The organism is Niabella terrae, assembly GCF_054783135.1.
In genome coordinates this window covers 20,867-40,326 of record NZ_BAAGRD010000042.1, presented here as the reverse complement: position 1 = coordinate 40,326, position 19,460 = coordinate 20,867, and the positions used below count along the sequence as shown (strand labels likewise).

10 protein-coding genes are annotated in these 19,460 nt (G+C 48.5%); 1 reads left to right on the top strand and 9 read right to left on the bottom strand.

All coding sequences use genetic code 11. From position 1 onward, the window contains the following. Positions 1-40: 40 nt before the first annotated feature. The 9 genes from ACYVI9_RS18120 to ACYVI9_RS18080 all read right to left on the bottom strand — a co-directional run bounded on the left by ACYVI9_RS18120 (position 41) and on the right by ACYVI9_RS18080 (position 16,058). Positions 41-1,081 (bottom strand): glycoside hydrolase family 43 protein, encoded by a 1,041-nt coding sequence (locus ACYVI9_RS18120; RefSeq protein WP_460767568.1) that lies wholly within the window; start codon positions 1,079-1,081, stop codon positions 41-43. A 63-nt stretch (positions 1,082-1,144) separates the two neighbouring features. Then, positions 1,145-2,110 (bottom strand): glycoside hydrolase family 43 protein, encoded by a 966-nt coding sequence (locus ACYVI9_RS18115; RefSeq protein WP_460767565.1) that lies wholly within the window; start codon positions 2,108-2,110, stop codon positions 1,145-1,147. A gap of 101 nt (positions 2,111-2,211) precedes the next feature. Beyond that, positions 2,212-3,375, bottom strand: coding sequence for a cellulase family glycosylhydrolase (locus ACYVI9_RS18110; RefSeq protein WP_460767562.1), 1,164 nt, complete (start codon positions 3,373-3,375; stop codon positions 2,212-2,214). 23 nt (positions 3,376-3,398) lie between these two features. Continuing rightward, entirely contained in the window at positions 3,399-5,900 is a 2,502-nt protein-coding gene (locus ACYVI9_RS18105; protein ID WP_460767560.1) for a glutaminase family protein, read from the bottom strand. Positions 5,901-5,938: 38 nt separating this feature from the next. After that, positions 5,939-8,005 carry a beta-L-arabinofuranosidase domain-containing protein gene (locus tag ACYVI9_RS18100; RefSeq protein ID WP_460767557.1) on the bottom strand — a complete coding sequence of 689 codons (2,067 nt, stop codon included), beginning with the start codon at positions 8,003-8,005 and terminating at the stop codon, positions 5,939-5,941. A 10-nt stretch (positions 8,006-8,015) separates the two neighbouring features. Then, positions 8,016-9,869: a glycoside hydrolase family 2 protein gene (locus tag ACYVI9_RS18095; protein ID WP_460767554.1), complete on the bottom strand. Its 1,854-nt coding sequence runs from the start codon at positions 9,867-9,869 to the stop codon at positions 8,016-8,018. A gap of 314 nt (positions 9,870-10,183) precedes the next feature. Beyond that, complete coding sequence (locus ACYVI9_RS18090) at positions 10,184-10,897, bottom strand: DUF3823 domain-containing protein (protein ID WP_460767551.1); 714 nt, start codon at positions 10,895-10,897, stop codon at positions 10,184-10,186. Between the two features lie 31 nt (positions 10,898-10,928). Then, on the bottom strand, positions 10,929-12,821 hold the full coding sequence (locus tag ACYVI9_RS18085) for a RagB/SusD family nutrient uptake outer membrane protein (protein WP_460767549.1): 1,893 nt from the start codon (positions 12,819-12,821) through the stop codon (positions 10,929-10,931). 45 nt (positions 12,822-12,866) lie between these two features. Further along, positions 12,867-16,058, bottom strand: coding sequence for a SusC/RagA family TonB-linked outer membrane protein (locus tag ACYVI9_RS18080; protein WP_460767546.1), 3,192 nt, complete (start codon positions 16,056-16,058; stop codon positions 12,867-12,869). 285 nt (positions 16,059-16,343) lie between these two features. Between ACYVI9_RS18080 and ACYVI9_RS18075 the strand changes: the two genes are divergently transcribed. Further along, positions 16,344-19,460 (top strand): ligand-binding sensor domain-containing protein, encoded by a 3,117-nt coding sequence (locus tag ACYVI9_RS18075; RefSeq protein WP_460767543.1) that lies wholly within the window; start codon positions 16,344-16,346, stop codon positions 19,458-19,460.

Below are 19,460 nucleotides of genomic sequence, written 5' to 3'. Positions count from 1 at the left end.
GTATTGAAAACCTGAAACTTAATCAGGTTGTCCGCTGTTATCACCTGGCTGATGGCCTGTTCAAAACAGTGTCAAGGGCGAATGGTTTGCCAAAATTCGGTGTACCATCTTTGTTCCAGCTGAATTTCTGTGCCCGGGGCGAACGGCGCCCTCCGCAACCCTGACCGGGTTGATCATTGGCATGATACAATATCCAGTCTTCGCGGCCATCCGGAGATTTAAAAAAAGAATTGTGTCCCGGTGCATATACGCCACGTTCCGGGTCCGATTGAAAAACCGGATCAGGATGCTTTTTCCAACTCTTCGGATCCAGCAGGTCGGCATTGTCCCTGGCAGTCAACATACCCAGCGCATAATGATCTGTCCAACAACCACTGGCAGAATAGATAATGAATATTTTATTCTTGTGTTTTAAAAATTGCGGGCCTTCATTGACCAATACCCGCTCCGGTTGCTGGCCGCCGATAAAGCCATGCTTTTCCCAGTCCAGTTCAGGCGAAGAAAGTTTCACCCGCGGTGTGGAAATGGTCCAGGGATTGGACATACCCGCGATATAAATATCCTGACGCCCGTTATGATTTCCTTCCCAGCCAGACCAAATCATATACAACCTTCCGCGATGCTCGAAAACATCCCCGTCAATGGCCCATTTATCGGTCGCATCAGCGACTTTCCCCTTAAAAACCCATTTTCCCTGCATCGGGTCCGCCGCACTATTCTCCAGGACATACATCCGATGGTTATGATTCTTTCCATCATCAGCAGCAAAATAACAATACCATTTACCCCGGATAAATACGATCTCAGGCGCCCAGAGTTCTTTGGAGTACATCGTACCGGCAGGAGGCCGCCAGATTACTTTTTTCTCCGCCTTGCGCAGGGTGGCAATGGATTTTGCTTTCCAAAGGCTAATGTGCCCACCGGTTGTATGTGTATAATAATAGTATCCGTCTTTATAGAAACTAAAAGGATCGGCTCCCGTATGCAAGACCGGATTGGTAAAAGTTAACGCGGGTGCCTGCGGTCGGGAAGGCATGCAGCCTATCGCAGCCAATAGCAACAGATAAATCAGGTATTTCATTTGTTTCGGTATATTTTAATTAACGACGATAGCTTCCGTCACTATTTCTTCGGACACCGCTGCTTAATCCTTAACTACCTTTAGCCATTGCAGGGATTGAGGATACAGACGAAGCCGATCAACACCATCGGCGCCCTTAATAAAATCCAGTTTGATGACAGCGGTCTTTCTCGGCGCCACGGATTCAGGACTGTTATGTACATGAAAAACATAGTACATCTGACCTTTATGATCATAATAAATATCGCCGTGACCGGTCCCGTTCAGGCCCGTTTCTTTTCGGGAAAGCAGGGGGCCATCTCCCATTTTCCGAAAAGGGCCCGTAGGATTTTTGGCAACCGCATATCCTACAGCATAATCAGGATTTCTGAAATCATTCGCAGAATATAATAAATAATACAGCTCCTTGTGTTTTATTACGGTCGGGCCTTCCGCCACTTTCCAGGAACTATTGCGGGTGTCTTCCCAGGGCAGCGTTGCCTGGATACATTCCTTCAGGGTACCGGGAATGATCGCATTCAGGTCCGCATTGAGTTCGGCAACAAAAATGCGGTTTCCATGTTCGAGTCGTACATGATAGAGATACACTTTCCCCGAAGGGTCAAAAAACACAAAGGGATCGATCATCCGGTGATCCGGGTCCAGCGCCTTTATCTGCTGTTGCCGGAAAGGACCGGCGGGGCTGTCAGCGGAAGCTATAGCGATGTGTTCGCTGGCGGTATAAGCCATATAATACCGTTCCCGATAAGGGAAAACCTGAGGCGCCCAGAATCCGGAGCTACCAAAACTATCCCCTTTCCTGAGCACCAGTCCCCCGCTTTTCCAGACCTTCGCATCTCTGGAATGGTATGCCATAAAACCCTGGCCTTTTTTTCTACCACCGGTACCATACAGGTAGTAGACGCCATTCTCAAAAAAAATGCTGGGATCGGCCATCAGCGGATTGTCACCGCGAACCGGCTGCGCCGCTGCTGGCAGAAAGCCCCCTAGCAGAAAAGCTATAGACAGACCAAATCTGATCAGTTTCAATTTACTTGGATTGAATTAGGCTACGGTTAAACTTTGATTATCGCAGCATCTTGTTATAATTTTCAGGTTTCGGCTCCCGGATCTGGCAACCGGGTCCTGACTTAATTTTTACCTGTCATCTGTCGGATAAAAGCCACTTCCTCAGGTTTATAGGGACTGCCATCCTTCCTGAAAATATCATGGAACCACAGTGGCGGTTCTCCTGTATATTTTTTCGTCCAGCTATCCCAGGGATAAATGGTTTGCGATTTACCGTCTACAAAACCCCAGTTAATCATCGCAACCTTGTGGGCTTTGGCCACGGGCAGGGAGCTCTGAAAGGTACTGTGATTCGGACGCGCCATATACTCGGTACAGAATAAGGGCTTATTATAGCGTTGCAGCTCCTTAATTTTCCTGGTCAGTGTTGCAGAATCATCATAACTGTGAAAGGATATGATATCGGAAGATTCCAGTTGCAGTTTTTCTATCGGTTTGAGGGTACTGTCGGATGACCAGTTGCCCGACCAGATGCCGGAAGTCAGTGGTTGCTCCGGGTTCTGGGAACGGGCCCATTCAAATGTCTTCTTCAGCAGCGGCAGCACCAGTTCGACCTTATTCGGAATTTCCACTTTTTCGTAGGAAGCCCCGGTCATATTATCCGGCTCATTCCAGACATCCCATACAACAATTCTGTCGTCCTGTCCAAATCTTTGCATGAGCGATTTTACGTACTTCTCCAACAAGGGGTATTGCGTGGAATCTTTCAATACCTCCTGCCCCGGGCTTTGTACCCATCCCGAATTATGGACATGGGGTTGCGGCGCCCGTTGCTTGCCGGCTTTCGGAAACGGATCCCAGCAGGAATCAAAAATGGTAAACAGAATTTTAATTCCGTGGCGATCGGCAATTTCCAAAAACTTATCCATACGATCATAAAATCCGGCTTCATCCTCCTGCCAGACCAGATTGTGCAGGTAGACCCGCATGATGTTCATACCCAGGGAGGCCGCCCATCCCAGCTCTTTATCAATGGTCGCGGTGTCAAAGCTGGCAGCCTGCCACATCTCCAGTTGATTGATGGCGGTACTCGGCAGAAAATTGGACCCGACATACCAGGGTTGGCTTTCATACCATTGATTGGCTTTTTCTGAATCCCAAACTTTACGGCTTTCTTCTGCTGTACGACCTTTAAGTCCGTCATCGCTGCCCGATCCCTGCGTGCCACAGGATCCCAGGGCCAGCAGTGCGACCAATACCGGCATTACAAATAATCTATTACGCATTGTCATATATATTAAAAATTAAATTATCGGTTCAATTTCTTATCCAGTACTTTCATCCAATAACCGCCGACTACGCTCCTTGCCTGGAATCCTACCTGCCGGCCGTCCAGGGTTTCATGCCAATCACTTAATGGCACCCGCGTCGGCGTTTCCAGGGCATATCGATAGACGGGCTCCACGAACTCCTTAAAAGTTGCCGGATACCTGGCCAGGGTTGCTGTCCACAAAATCCAGTCGCTCTTTGTATAGGTCTTGCGGCTGTCCAGCGGTAACCCGTATTGCTGCTGTTGCTTCAGATAGTAAAGCAGTTCTTTGGTATATACCGACTGCGGAAAAATCCGGAATTGGAGCACTTTATCCCAAACCAGATTATATTTCTGACTCCAGGTCCCTTTTTTCTCAAAGGCCAAAGTATAGTGATCCCCGTCATCTGCCAATGACATCCAGCGCGGCACCATTGCTTTGGCCAGCTGATGGTACTTATTATAAATATCCTTTTTCCCCAGCATTTTTGCCAACTGCGCATAACTCTCCAGTCCCATGATCGCCTTAACAGAAAGATTGGCATTACGTGCCAGGTGGCCTGCAAAATCATCCGTACATAACTGATTGGCCGGATCAAAACCCTCCCTGCTCAGATATTCCGCCCAGGTACTGAGCACTTCCCAGTGCTTACCGGCATAGGAAGCGTTGCCTTCTACTTTGGCAATGGCGGCGGTCAGGATCAGCATATTACCGGATTCCTCCACCGGCATGTCCTCCCCATAGGTCTGTCCATTTGCCTGCGGATAGGTTCCGAGATCATGAGCGGCAAAAGGTTTGGTCCATTTTCCACTCTCACTATAATAAAAAATGCCATTCATCATTCCCTTGAGCAATTCGGGATTATAGACCAGGAACAGCGGCGAAGAAGGATAGGTAATATCTACCGTATTAATGGAGCCGTTACTGAAATTCTCTTTGGATAAAAACAAAAGTTCGCCCTGAGGACTTTCGACCAGTTTATGTGCCGCCATAGCCTGCCGGTAGGCGATTTCACAAAGTTGTGCATAAGCTGTTCCACCGGCTTTGCGGGCATCTTCATAAATTCTGAGATCCATCGCCCGGGCCCTGGCCATGACCTGATCATAATCTTCCAGGGCTTTTTTCAGCTGCTCCGCCATGGAAGAACCACCCTTACGATTCCACCAGGGGCGCAGATTTTCTCCAAAATACTGTATGGCGTAACCGTCATCATACCCGATCAGCATTTTTGCGGTACCATGGACCGTATTTCCCAGTTGAACCAGGGTATTCAACCAGACCGATTTTCCCTTTATTGAAGCCAAAGGAGAAAATTTATCCGTTTTATTTAATACGACCAAGCCTGCGTCTACCGTGGGTGTCAGGTACTGGTGAACCCGGTTATTTTTTTCAGCCGCCAGATATAAATATCCCCAGTCTATGCGCAGGTCATCTCCTTTCTTCTTCAGGACCTCCTGGGATAAGGTACCGGCTTTCAGAACGGATAATCCGTCTATCGCAACCCGGTCGGCACTAACTTCCTGCACCGGCCGGTTTACTGCCAGATCAGAGGACGCGCTCAACAGTATTTCAACCTGATGGGGTGCCTGATCAGTAGACTGGACTTCAAAACTCAGGTAGGATACGGGTCGGGACATCAGTTCCAGGTCATCGGCAATCAGCGGGGAGGTAAAACTGGCTTTTAGATTTACCGGACCGCATATAAAATCATAAATGGTTTGGGTCGCTTTCACCTGAACATTGCGTTGAAAAGCGGTTTCCAGTTTTCCCGCCAGTTCGGGCTTTCGTTCCTGCACCAGCCCAAAATCAAGATGCTGGCCGCCAGCTGTATTGCGTACATGCACTGCCAGCACATTCTTTCCTTTTTTTAATAAGGCCGTATCGGGGATCGGGATATAGGCATAGTCATCCACCCATCCGGTTTTCTGGTAAATAACTACCCCGTTCAGAAAAACTTCGATATTGTCATCATGATTAAGTTTCAGATATACCCGGCTTTTATCCTCGCGGTTCCAGTCAAAAACCCGACGCACCCACAGCTGTTCAGATTTCCAGGGCGTCGATAAATAAGCCGTCTGTTCATCTCCCATGGCGCCTGTCCCCTGCTTCCATTTGCGGTCGTTAAACCGAAGCGATTTCCATTTATTGTCATCATAACGCAACTGGTACCATTTCCCTGAGGGTTCCTCCTCCAGGTACCGCAGGTCATAGGGCCGGTCATCCGCTGCGGGCAGGAGTACTTCAAAAGAGGGACTTGCCTGACCTAAAAAACGGTAGATTTTACCATCCACCTTGATATAACCACAAAGCGGCTGGGCTTTACCGGTCCAGTGTCGGGTAGGTGATTGGTAGAGTTGATCAGTCGTGGACCAGATGCTGAAGTAGGGATCATGAGTGACCAAGGGATAAGCCGGCGCTTTCCGGTTCTGGGCGCCCGTTGCCTGCGCCAGGAACATCAATATTACATAAATCGGAAATCGGAAATAACTGAATCGTCTCATCTTCGTTTTAAATTACAGACCGGTAATATATACCAGGCCTAATTTACAACGGGAAAGGCGGATATCCTCAAACGTGCCGCTCCCATAGGTATTAATTCAATGGTAGTAGCCGCCCCGGTAACCGAAACAGGGCTGGAAGGCAGGGTATCCGTCAGTCCGTACTGATCGATCCCCCATTCCGGAATCTGCTTACCTGTTGTTTTCAGTAAGATGGGCACCTGATCCGGGGTAAATGGAAAATTGTCTTCAGGCCAGGGGCGTTTTATTACCTGGAAGAAATCCTCCGGACGCTCGCCTTTATAATTCAACCCATAATTCCAGTCGGAAGCGGGTAGTATTTCATAAGATGGCCATTTGTCCGGATCGGCGGTGGCTTGCCATTTGGAATCCCATATCGCAGAACTTTTACTGTCTGCTTTCCGGTAATGCTCTTTTATTTTCAGCGAATAGGTCAACGGGCCACGATCAACACTGATACTGTTTTTATTGGCGGACCATTTGCGGACCCTGATATTCATGGGCAATTCCAATGCTACCCGGTCACCGGATTTCCAGTTACGGAAAATTTTTATATAACCCGAAGGTTCAAATTCGCCGGCGATTTCCTTACCATTGATTTTTAAACGGGCTTCCCTGCACCAGGCCGGAATCCGAAGGTAAAAAGGGAACCGGCAGGTCTTTGGACTTTTAATCTGAAATTCCATTCTGTCTGCAAAAGGGTAATGTCCCCTGGCACTGATGGTGACCAATGTTCCATCGCCCACTTTCACCTGCAGATCAGCTTCCGCATATAGCAGGGCCGCAACCCCCTTATCCGGTGTAGCCATAAACAGATGTTCGGAATAATAGGGCCAGCCCTGCGCATGATTGTGCTGACAGCACCGCGAGCTAAAAGGATTCATCATCAGAAAGGGCCCTTTATTGTCGATACCAGGATGGTGGTTCTTACTATCGCTGATCGACATATTGGGGCTGGTTATATACCGCAGGGATTTAAAATCCGGCATAACGGCTGCCGGGTAGGTATTAAAAGCCACGTCTTCTGCATGGTCCGCCCAGAAAGGATCACCGGTAATACCCAGCAGTATTTCATCGGAAGCCATTTGCTCCACCAAACCGCAGGTTTCCACCCCCTGCCGGGGATCGGTATAGCCCTTACGGGCATTCTCATCCGCGCCAAACATGCCACCGGGTACATTGCCGTAAAGTTTACGGATCAGATGAAAATCGTTATACGTTGCTTCCAGGTCCGCCGGGTTCCGGGTCTGTAAATAATAGGTCGCCGGTTCCCGGAAACATTGGGCGATATTCACATTATGCCAGTTGGGCAGCTGGTCAGCCTGCCGCCAGTCAGCGGTATTGCGGTGGATTTTTTCCGCCAGATCCAGCAACCATTCATTACCGTGGGTGCGGTTGTACAGCCAGTAAATGCTAAGCAGGTTGTCCCCGCCACGGCTGTTCTCCCAATAGTCTTCCAGCAGCATGCTGTCTGGCAAAGCGTTCTGCCATTTGAAATATTTTTCCATAAAAGGCAGCACCCGCTGGTCCTTACTGTACTCGTAATAAGACTGCAGGCACCAGAGCATGATCATATTGCCCCATAAATCCGGCTTTCCCTTTTTCAGGATTAATGGTCCGAAGTACCCATCCGGTTGCTGGCTTTGAAGGGCTGCTTCCAGCCAGATCTTCGATTCCCTGATAATGGCAGGGTCATTCAGAATATAACCCAGATTGGCATAACCTTTCAACCAGTAAGGAACTTCTTCCCAACCATGATCCCCGGTTCCATCCGCACTCAGCCAGGCATTGTCTTTTTTAGCCAGCCAGGCGCTTATTTCTCCCAGTTTCCCGGTCAGGCCATCTCTCTGCAACTCCAGGTACCTGAGTAGCCAGCCCTGTGGATGAATCGTCCCCACAGGCAGTTTTAACAGATAGGAAGCCTTTAGGGGCGCCCTGGAACCTTTGTAAAAGGGATTGGTTCCGTTCGTATCAGGTCGCTTTACCTGGGTAACTTCTCCTTTCTGGGCGCCTGCATCCTGATACACCAGCGCCATCATCAGCACCAGACAGATGCTACTTATTCGCTGCCAAATTGATCCTGCCATCATGAGCGTTTTACTTTACGGGTACTTCATATAAAGAATCATGCAATTGCTTCAATGTTGCCTCCGGCATCTTTACTACTTTCCGATCATAGGTCATCAGGCCGTTGGTTTCAATCTCCACATCAGTGGTCTGGGTATATACTGCTGCCGAAAGTCCCAGGCCGATCAACCGCTTCAGGTCCTTCATCTGACCCGAATACCGTTTCAGTAATTCATCTTTGTTTTTAAAGCTCTGATAGCCCCAATTATTCTTGTCCTGCCAGGTATGACCTTCAACCGGCAGGCCCAAGCCCCCAAATTCACCGAGGACCAGTGCAGCGGGCCCCTGGCCGAAGACGGCCGGATCGGGCATATTCGGATCCGGATAATTATGGATGTCCAGGATATGGCCGGTATAGAAAAAGTTGCCACCGCTGGCACTGTTCACCAGTCTTGAAGGATCATAGTTCATGGTCCACTCCGTTATCTCTTTGGTCTTAAACTGCCCCCAGGCCTCATTAAAGGGCACCCACACGACAATAGAAGGGAAATTGTGCGCCGCATCCATAATGGCTTTCCATTCCTTGCGATAATAGGCTTCAGATTCCGCACTGCGCTGCTTATCGCGGTTATGTCCGGAGACCTGACCGGGTCGCATGTCCCAGCGATTGCCACCCAAATCTCCCGAGGGCATATCCTGCCATACCATAATACCCAGGCTGTCACAGTAATAATACCAGCGGGCCGGTTCCAGCTTAATATGTTTACGAATCATATTAAAACCCATTTCCTTGGTCTTAACGATATCAAATAACAAAGCGGCATCGGTGGGGGCGGTGTAGAGACCATCAGGCCACCAGCCCTGATCCAGCGGGCCGTATTGAAACAGAAACTGGTCGTTCAATGCCAGGCGGTTGATACCCTGCGCATCTTTTTTCAGGGAAGACTTACGCATCGCAAAATAACTTTCGGCATAATCCAACTGTTTGCCACTCCGGTACAGGTAAATTTTCAGCTGATACAAATGGGGTGAGGAAGGCGACCATAATTTTGGCTGAGGGATCGATATCTCCCCTTCCGTGCCCGAAGGCAGGGTCGCTTCGCCCAGCTGACTGGCACCATCATATGCTACAAACTTAATCAGGTCACCGGCCTGCGCCCCTTCCAGCACACCGGACACTTTCAGGCGCTTTCCGTCTACATCCGGCGTATGTTTGGTATGCAGGATATGGGTGGCGGGCAGTTCTTCGGTCCACACCGTCTGCCAGATGCCTGTGACCGGCGTGTACCAGATACCTTCAGGATTTTTTACCTGTTTACCCCTGGGTTGAGGCCCCTCATCCGTGGGATCCCAGACACGCAGGATAATTTCCTGTTTTTTACCTTTTTTTAGATAGCTTGTAATATTAAAACTAAAAGGATCGAAGCCGCCTTCATGGCTCCCTACTTTTTTGCCATTGACAAAAAGCTCAGTCCGCCAGTCCACGGCGCCAAAATGCAATAGTAATTGATTGCCTTTCGAGGGCCTGGAAGCATTCAGGGTCGTCTGATACCATAAAACCTGATCCTTGCCCACTGTCTTACCCACGCCTGAGAGCGCCGATTCGATCGCATAGGGCACCAGTATGGACCCCTGAAAATCCTTGGGCGCTGTTTGCTGGGAAGCAGGTGTAATGGCGTAATTCCACAAACCGTTCAGGTTCTGCCAATCACTTCGCTTCAACTGTGGCCGGGGATATTCGGGCAGGGGTTTAGCCGGGTCCACCTGTGCGGCCCAGGGACTCAGAATTTTACCTTCCACCGGTTTCCAGGTCTGGCCGGCAGCGGTTGCGGCTACCGACAATCCAATCAAAGATGCCACAAACAGCTTTGTCGTTTCTTTCATTCGTACTCTTTTTTTATTTTAAATGCGCGAATGTATCCCTATCCAGTCATCCATTTTTCACAACCGAAATACGGGTTGCCTCCTTTTGGGGACAGGTTACATTCATTGTTTTTATCACCATAGAACAATCTCTTTTCTCCTTACACCAGCATACGGAGACCAGGCCAACGGTATGCATTGCCAGGCCGAATTCTTTGTCCTATCATTTAATCATCATCAAAATATATCTGCGGGGCAACCTGTTTCGGTGCTTAGCTGCCCGCTGCTGCAATTTTCGTCGTTTCGCCGGCTATTGATATCTCCTCAAAATACTCCTAAAATGAAAGTTTCTGAAGCGGGGAGAAAATCATGTCTTCCACTCCTGCTATCTTTAATCCGATCCTGGCAAATATATAATTTTGAGTGGGAGTAATCTCCGGAATTTCTGCCTGGATGACAATATTACCCAGGTCCGTCAGGTCACCGCCGCCAATATCTGTTTTCGCAATATTCTGCGTATTGTTACCCGACACAAACTGGGTTTTGTTGATGTATAAAGATACCCTTTCAACATCCTTAGCCTGTTCGTTGGTGATAATTTTCTCCAAAGCACAGGTGGCGGTAAGGGTCTGTCCGCTGACAGTCAGCTGGGGATTGCGGATCATATAGTAGGGCGTCACTTCCAGGTCCATTTGTTTACTACCGCTGATGTCCACATTCACGGTATCCACCGCGCCACTGGCATTTCTGGGCCAGTAAAATGGTCCCTGGTTGGCCGTAAATACCAGTTTATAATTGCCATTGAACAACAGGGAAGAAAAATTACCGTCCTGACCCACGCTCACGTTAATGGCGGCACTTTTTCCAAAACCGGGCTGCCAGAGTTCAAAATTCACCTGATTGTATTCCAGGTTGATGGGTTCACCCTGATAGACCAGCCTTCCGGAAAAACTGGAAGAAGGCGGGTCATAATTATCTTTGGCACAGGAGGAAAATACCATCAGCCAGCCTGCCAGAAGGATTACATATGGGATATACTTTTTTTTCATAACCAACGCTTTAATAAAATTGAAAATCTGATTATTGATTGGGTTGCGGCACAATCTTGGGGTTATTGGATCTGATGGCGTCGCTGATCCAGGAATAATAGTTACCCAACCGGAACCGGTGCGCCTGTGAAACCCGACTGGGCTTGATCACCTTAAAAATATATTTATTGTTGTTGGGACTGGAAGGATTATAATATTTATAGGGCCAAAGGCCAAATACCATGGTCTGGGGCTTGGTCGCCTTACCGATGTTCTGGGTCAGGGAACCCGCGTTCATGGCTTCTCCGTTCCAGGTGAGATGCGCAATCCGCCAGCGTTTGCGGTCCCAGAGAATATGGTCTTCAAAAGCCAATTCCACTTTTCTTTCATGTACGATCCTGTCAAAAGTAATCTGCGCCGTTGTTAAGGGCGTGGTCAAACCTGCGCGGGCCCGGACCTCATTCATATAAGTCGCTGCCAGCGGCTTTTGGTTAAGTTCAAATGCTGCTTCGGCGGCATTCAGCAATACTTCCGCATACCGGTAGCGGATCCACCAGACATCGCTCTGGGTCCCGATCTGGCCGGAGCCCACATTATTGTCCATATACTTACGCACGAAAAATCCTGTCTGGGCGCCAAATTCCAGGGCATCGATCGGTCCGTCGGTGCCTACCACCTGAACGGCACCACTGTTACCTGGTAATACATTGGTTTTAATCTGGCCAAACTGATCGCCACTGACTACGGACCCGTTGGCCAGTTGCCATCCGGCCCATATATCGGTACGGGTACCTTTAAACTCGGTGCCGGGTAGCATGATCGTGCCTTCCAGCCGCGCATCCCTGCCGGCAAATATGTCGGTAATATTCGAATAATATATATAGTCGCCGGAACCGGTGTTGGTGGCGAACGGTGCGAAACTATTGTCCAGTAATTCAAATTCCTGTGCCAGGTTCAGTGAGGGATTGAGCCGCCCACCCTGTTGTTCCTCGGCAGAAGTCCGGGGTTGGTTCATCAGGGTATAATTATGAATCCGATCGGTCTTTAGTAAATAATCCCTGGCGAATATTACTTCTGGATTATTGGATTTATCGGTAAACAGGGAAGCGAAATTCTGCCAGAGCACATCTTTCTTCTGATAGAGACTGTACAATTTCGAATCAATAATCGCCTGGGCCGCTGTCAGCGCTTTCTCATAATATCCGGCACTCATCGAAGCCGGGATGCCGACTTCACCGCCGCCCAGTGACACACTCGGTGTACTTGCTCCATATTTGGCAATCGAACCTGCATACAACGCCGCCCTTGCCTCGAGCGCCAGTGCGGCGCCCCAGCTGGCCCTTGTCTGGGTACCCGTGCGGGGCAGCTGATCTTTAATGGCTTCCATTTCACTGATAACAAAATCGTAAATCTCCGATTCCTTGGCCCGGGCATATTGCAGGTAAGTCGGGTCACCACTAAAGTCATAGTTCAGGGGTTCCAGGATCAGGGGTACCCCACCCATTTTCTTTACCATATCAAAATATACCGACGCCCGGACAAATCGGGCTTCCGCCAGAAATCGCTGCTTATCCGCTTCTTCCAGTGTGGTCGTACCCTCCCCTGTCTGAATAAACATATTCAGATCACGGATATAGGCATAATCCCAGGAATTCCACCAGTCATAAGCCCACTCGGTGTTCTGTATCCTCCAGTAATCACCTGCCGCAGAAGGAAATGCCTCTTCGAAATTGGAGAACTCCCACCAGCGGTCGATCCGCTGGTAGTCCGGGTAACGGTCATAAAAATCAGCGAGTACGGAGAGCACCAGGTTGTTTTCTTTCCAGACATCATCCGGATCAATAACATCGGTCGGCTTTCTGTCCAGAAATTTGGAATCCTTGACACAGGAAAAGTCCAGACAGGCCACCATGAAAATGATTGAATATATAATAAGCTTTTTCATCGTTAATCTTTTATTGTTTAAATGGCATTAATGGAACCCGGTACGTTATAGGGTAATATTAAATCCAATATTCACAAATTTATTTTGCGGATACTGAAGTCCGTTGTCATCGGCAATCTCAGGATCCACTTCATACTCACTCAGGTTGTCAATGGAAAAGAGATTGTAGCCATTAATATAAAAGCGGGCCCGCTCAACTTTAATCCTGTTCAACAGGGATTGCGGCAGGGCATACCCCAATTCAATGGTACGGGCACGCAGGTATTTAACATTGTGCAACCAGAAAGTGGAATTCCGGTTATAATCACTGCGCCAGTTCTCATAGAAACTTAAAGTAGGGTATTTACCGGGAATCCATTCGCTGTTCAGATCATACAGATCTGCCCGATGCCACCGGTCATCATAAATAGACTGACGCAGGGCGCCACCATTCTGATAAGGCCAGCGCATTTCCCAGTTCTGATTCCATGAGTACATGGCACCTCCTGAAAAATCTGCATTAAAGTCAAAATCCTTATAGCGTAAACCGATCTGAAAACCGTACTGGATATTGGGTTGTCCGGTTGTGGTATAGCCAATAGGCCGCTCGTCATAACCATTGATCACCCCGTCTCCGTTCTGATCCTTGTAAATCAGTGATCCGGGTCGTAAAGTACGGTTGCCCTCATTATCTATATTGACCGGATAATTATTGATCTGTTCAAAGGATTGGAACTGTCCGGTAACTTCATAACCCCAGAAAATACTGGAATAACGGTCTTCAGCTGAATTACGGTACTCATCCCATGAATTGAAGAATAACGGCTTATAGGAGTTCAGGAATTTCGACCTGGAAATTGACACATTACCACCTACATTGTACTCCACAGCACCAATTTTATCGGTATACCGCAGGGACAGCTCCCCACCAAAACGGGCATCGCTGTTGACATTCTCGCGGGGCAGGGAATATCCAATTTCTGAAGGCAGGAGGATATCGTATTTGGTGCCCAGCAGGCCGGTTCTTTTCCGGTAGAAATAATCCAGTGTACCGTTCAGCTTATTATTAAACATGGTGAAATCCAGGCCCAGATCCGCAATGCTGCTTTTGAACCATGAGACATTATCAATGATGATCCCGGAATTTCTCAGCCTTGAGGAAGTAATGGCAACGCCATCGAGTACGGCAAGCCCCACATTATACTGATAACCCCGCAGGTAGTCAAAAGGACCAATACCAATATCGTCATCCCCCAGTATCCCGTAGGAACCCCGGAGTTTCAATTCATTCAGTACGGTCCCATCACCGGTCAGATTCTGAAAAAACGGTTCGTTGGAAATCCGCCAGGCTACTGAGGCTGAAGGAAAATAACCCACCCTTCTTGAAGGTGCAAATTTCCAGGAAGCATCCCGGCGTCCCGCCAGGTCCAGAAAGTATTTGGACGCATAGTTATAACCCAGTTTCAATACGTAACCCACCCGGGCCTGCTCCTCTTCCAGATCGTTAAAATTCTGACCATCCATATCCAGCCACTGCAGTACCGGCAGGTAATTGATTTTAGGTACCGCATGCTGGAAAGTATAGGTCCGCTTGCGTTCGATATTTTCTTTTACAAAGGTTCCGGAAACCGTATGGTCGCCAAAAGTACGGTTGTAATCGAGCTGTACCTGAAACACATTATTGAATACTTTCTCCAGCCGGCGTTCGCGATAGGGATTGGAACTTCCGACTTTCTTTTCATAACTGTCGTCCTCAGGATGATAGGTATACACATCATAAGTATACTCATGACCATTGATCACATTATCCGCCAGGTAGTAAGAATATTTACCTTTCAGGGTCAGCCCTTTCACACCGGGTATCTGGTATTCCGCATTGAAATTGGTCTGAAGCACCCGCCAGTCGGATCGCCAATAACCTGTCAGCGCTTTGGACTGTACGGCCCAGTTCTCGGTATTATGCCCAATATCATTGGGATACAGTGGATTATTATTGGCATAAGCCAGTTCCATGGGGCGGTTACGGAAAAGTGCAAAACGGGCGGCCCAGTAATCATCGGTGCCTGGTACGCCAGGTTGATCCCTGGTCTCGATCCTGCCGTTGATTTGCACGCCTACTTTCAGTCTTCTGGATATCCGGGCATCAATATTACTTTGCAGATTGGTTCTTTTAAACAGAAACTCCCGGTCTTTTCCGTAAACCCCTTTCTGGTCCAGATGCGTGGCAGACACATAATAGTTGACTTTTTCTGAGCCCCCGGTTATATTGCCGTTAAAGGAGTATAAGGGGGCATTCTTGGCGATAATCAGGTCTCTCCAGTCCTGATTCCAGTAACCGTATTCCGTTCCTGCTTTCCATTTGTCCAATTCTTCCTGGGTGATATCGGTATGACCATAAAATGTCATTTCCGCATCCGCCCTGCCCAACATCCATTCATAGGCGTTGGTGGTATGCGGGAAACGGGACCAGTTCTGCCAGCCGGTATATCCGCCGAGATTGATGGTATTCTTATTGCCGGTCCTTCCCTTTTTGGTCGTCACCAGCACGACCCCATTGGCCGCACGGCTTCCGTAAATAGATGCCGCCGCATCCTTGAGGACCGTAATACTTTCAATATCATCCGGGGCCAGGTTATTAAACTGTCCGGCGTCCTGCTGAATATCATCGATAATAAAAAGCGGATTGCCCATGCCACGGATCTGGATATTGGCACTTGCCCCCGGTCTGCCGTCCGCCATACGGAAGGACACACCGGGCATTTTACCCGCCAGCAGGGTACTTACGGTAGAACCACCATGTACCCTTGCAATATCAGCCGCACTGACGGAAGCCACAGAACTGGTGACATCACCTTTCTTACGGGTGCCATAACCCACTACGATAATCTCATTCAGATCAGAGCCCTCCGGGATCATCTGAACATCGATGGTGGTCCGGTTATTCACCGGTAATTGTTGGGTACCGTAACCGACATAACTGAACTGCAGGGTGCCATTTGGCTGGACATCTATGGAGTAGGTGCCTTCTGCCGTACTGATTGCAGCAATTTCGGTTCCGGAAACAGCCACGGTCACGCCTTCCAGCGCAACACCTTTTTCATCGGTAATCTTACCTGTAACTTTGCTTTGCGCAAATACGGAGAATAAACAGAAGAAAAAAGCAAGGGATAGTATCATTTTTTTCCTGATGCGCAGTTGACATCCATTGGGAACCGGGGTCATGCTGCGTGCCGGAACAGACAAGTTGCATATTTTCATATACCAAGCGTTTACGTTAAGGGGCGAAAAATATCTTCGGCAAGATATAGCTACGCTAAAAAAACCAGGGGTTATATCGTCTCATATTTTCATCAAATCGTCTCAATTTTTTTGATACCGGTTGTAGCCGGCACGGCCCCCACTGCACCGGCGGTGAACGACCGGCCCGGTTTGAAGGCAGCGCTGTTGTTACTTAATTTCGAAATTAACCGCTACTGAAAAAACCGGCCGCGATCGATTGAATTGCCCATTAAATGGTATATTTCCCCCATAAAAAAACCGGTATTGCCTAAGTCACTGTTGATCATATTATGCTTTTTATTTACCCTGTGCGGATCGGCACAAACCTTTTATTTCCGGCATTATCAGGTAGAAAACGGACTGTCCAATAATACCACCATCTGTACCCTGCAGGATCGTAATGGATTTATGTGGTTCGGCACCAAGGATGGCCTCAACCGTTTCGATGGCTATAGCTTTAAGGTTTTCCGAAATGATCCAAAGGACAGCACCAGTCTGGGCAATAATTCCATCTGGCGTTTATACGAAGATGCTTCAGGGATTTTATGGGTGGGTACGGAAAGAGGGTTGTTTGCCTATGATGCCACTTTTGAAAGGTTCACGAGTTTGCCAGGTAGTCCCCGCAGTGAGATCAGCGGCATTAGCTCGGATCAACAGGGCCATCTCTGGTTTCTGGGAGGTTTCCGCTTGTATGAATGGCGTCCGGAAAGCAGGCAACTCATCCGTCATGATGATCCCGGCCTGGAATTCTGTACGGCGGTCAGCCGGTCTGCTGCCGGAGATATCTGGGTCGGTACCATTGAAGGCAGGTTGTTTCAATACCGGGAAAATACACAGCAGTTTAGCAGCTATTCCCTTTTCAGTCATTCCCAACCGAGCAGTTCCAGCTGGGTAGAAAGAATATATGACTCCGGGCTGGGTTTTCTTTTTATCGGCACTTCCAACCAGGGCATCAAGATTTTTGACCTGCTGAAAAAATCCTATACCGATTTGCTTACCCGCAATGCGGATGGCAGCGAAATCTATGCCCGGGATTTCATTCGTACCAGTGGATATGAATATTGGATTGGTACGGAAAAGGGGATATATATTTATAATGCCCAAAGTGGGACATTTACCCACCTGACAAAAAATAATGCCGACCCCTACGCCCTCTCCGATAATGCCGTGTACTCTTTTGCCAAGGATCAGGAAGGCGGCATATGGGCGGGCACTTATTTCGGAGGCGTCAACTATTACGCCCGACAGAAAATAGAATTCGAAAAATTCTTTCCCGGTCCCTGGGCCAACAGTATCAAAGGCAATGCGATACGGGAGATTCGTCAGGACGATCAGGGCAATGTATGGATCGGTACCGAAGATGCGGGTCTGAATGTTTTCGACCCCCGCACAAAAAAAATGATCAATTATAATCCGGAAGACGGGTCCAGCAATCTGACCCATACCAATATTCACGGATTGATGGTTGATGAGGACCGCCTCTGGATTGGCACTTTTGAACACGGACTCGATATTATGGACCTGCGCTCCAGAAAGGTTATCAGACATTATGCATACAGTCCAGGCAGGTATGGCTTAAAAAGCAATTTTATCCACTCCATCTTTAAGTCAGCCGCCGGTACGATCTATGTAGGTACATCCAATGGCCTCTATATATACAGTCCTGCCATGGACAATTTTATTCCATTGGATTTTATTCCCCAGGAAAATTTCTTTTCCGCCATTACGGAAGATGCCCTGGGCAATATCTGGTTCGGCACTTTTAGAAGTGGGGTCTTCTATTACAACCCCAAAAAACAGCTATGGGGAAGACTCTCCATTCGGACCAGCGGCAGGAACCGGCTGACCGATAACCGCATCACCAACCTCTATATAGACCATCGACAGCAACTCTGGGTCAGTACCGAAGATGGTCTGTACCGCTTCCAGCCCCGTACCAGCGCACTGAAAACTTACTCCTTCAATAACGGGCTGCCCAGCAGCATGATTTACAGTGTGATTGAAGACGATAACCAGCAGTTATGGGTCACCACTTCCAAGGGGCTGGCGCAAATCGATCCCCATACCAATAGCATCCGGGTCTTTACCCAAACCGATGGCCTGCTGACCGATCAGTTCAATTACGCTTCTGCCTGCAAGACCGCTTCGGGACGCATATATTTTGGAAGCGTCAAAGGGATGATCAGTTTTGATCCGCAGCAACACCATGACATCGAATACACGCCCCCGGTATATATTACCCAGATTCAAATCCATAATAAGGATGTCAATATCAGTAAGGACGGGCCGCTGTACCAGTCCCTGCTTTCCACTTCTGCCATTCATTTGTCGCATAAACAGGCTTCCATCAGCATAGATTTTGCCGCCCTGAATTTCTCATCGCCCCAAAGCATTCAATATGCCTATCAACTCGAAGGCATCGACGAGACCTGGAACTATATCAAACAGAACCGCAGGGTGTACTTTACCAATCTGCCCGCCGGCAATTATCGGTTCCTGCTGGCTTCGACCAACGGAGATGGCAATTGGACCAGCGAAAGAAAAAGCCTGCAAATTATTATTGACCCGCCCTGGTGGCTGAGTAAAATAGCCTATCTGGCTTATATCCTGGCGACCCTGGCGCTGACCTGGTGGATTATTTCCTTTTTTCACAACAGGCAGGTGGAAAAGCACCGGGTCAAAATGGCCGATTTTGAAAGAAAAAAGGAAAAGGAGTTTTATGAATCCAAACTGGACTTTTTTACGAAGATTGCCCATGAAATCCGAACCCCGCTGACCCTGATCAAAGCGCCCATGGAAAAAATAATGAAACAGCTGGATCTGGTCCCCCAGCTCCGGAAACATTTGCAAACGATGAACAAAAATACCGGCAGGCTGATATCACTTACCAATCAATTGCTGGATTTCAGAAAAATGGAATCCGGTAATTATCAGACCGAACGCCGTCCGGTTCATCTTTCAGAATTGGCGGCATCCATTTTCGAAGACTTTCACCCGCTGGCAGCTGCCCGGAATATATCCTATCAATTCAGCGATCCGCAGGGCAATATCATCGCCTTAATAGATGAGGAAGCAACCCGGAAAATCCTCAGTAACCTCCTGGATAATGGGCTTAAGTACGGACAGCATTTCCTGGAGATGCAACTGGCTGTCACAGAAAAGCAGGCCATCGTCCGGGTGTTGAATGACGGGCCGTTGATCGATGAACCGCTCAGGGATAAAATATTTGAACCCTTTTACCGAACCAATGACACCCAGAAAATTATTGGTACCGGTATTGGTCTGCCCCTGGCGCGGTCCCTGGCCGCATTGCAGCAGGGTGAACTGTTTTATAAGCCCGAAGGAAGGCTCAATTGCTTTGTTTTAGTTTTAAATTTGTAA

Coding starts and splice junctions, on each gene's coding strand:
- ACYVI9_RS18085 (WP_460767549.1), bottom strand. CDS start 12,821: ATGAAAAAGCTTATTATATATTCAATCATTTTCATGGTGGCCTGTCTG.
- ACYVI9_RS18095 (WP_460767554.1), bottom strand. CDS start 9,869: ATGAAAGAAACGACAAAGCTGTTTGTGGCATCTTTGATTGGATTGTCG.
- ACYVI9_RS18090 (WP_460767551.1), bottom strand. CDS start 10,897: ATGAAAAAAAAGTATATCCCATATGTAATCCTTCTGGCAGGCTGGCTG.
- ACYVI9_RS18120 (WP_460767568.1), bottom strand. CDS start 1,081: ATGAAATACCTGATTTATCTGTTGCTATTGGCTGCGATAGGCTGCATG.
- ACYVI9_RS18110 (WP_460767562.1), bottom strand. CDS start 3,375: ATGCGTAATAGATTATTTGTAATGCCGGTATTGGTCGCACTGCTGGCC.
- ACYVI9_RS18080 (WP_460767546.1), bottom strand. CDS start 16,058: ATGAAAATATGCAACTTGTCTGTTCCGGCACGCAGCATGACCCCGGTT.
- ACYVI9_RS18105 (WP_460767560.1), bottom strand. CDS start 5,900: ATGAGACGATTCAGTTATTTCCGATTTCCGATTTATGTAATATTGATG.
- ACYVI9_RS18100 (WP_460767557.1), bottom strand. CDS start 8,005: ATGGCAGGATCAATTTGGCAGCGAATAAGTAGCATCTGTCTGGTGCTG.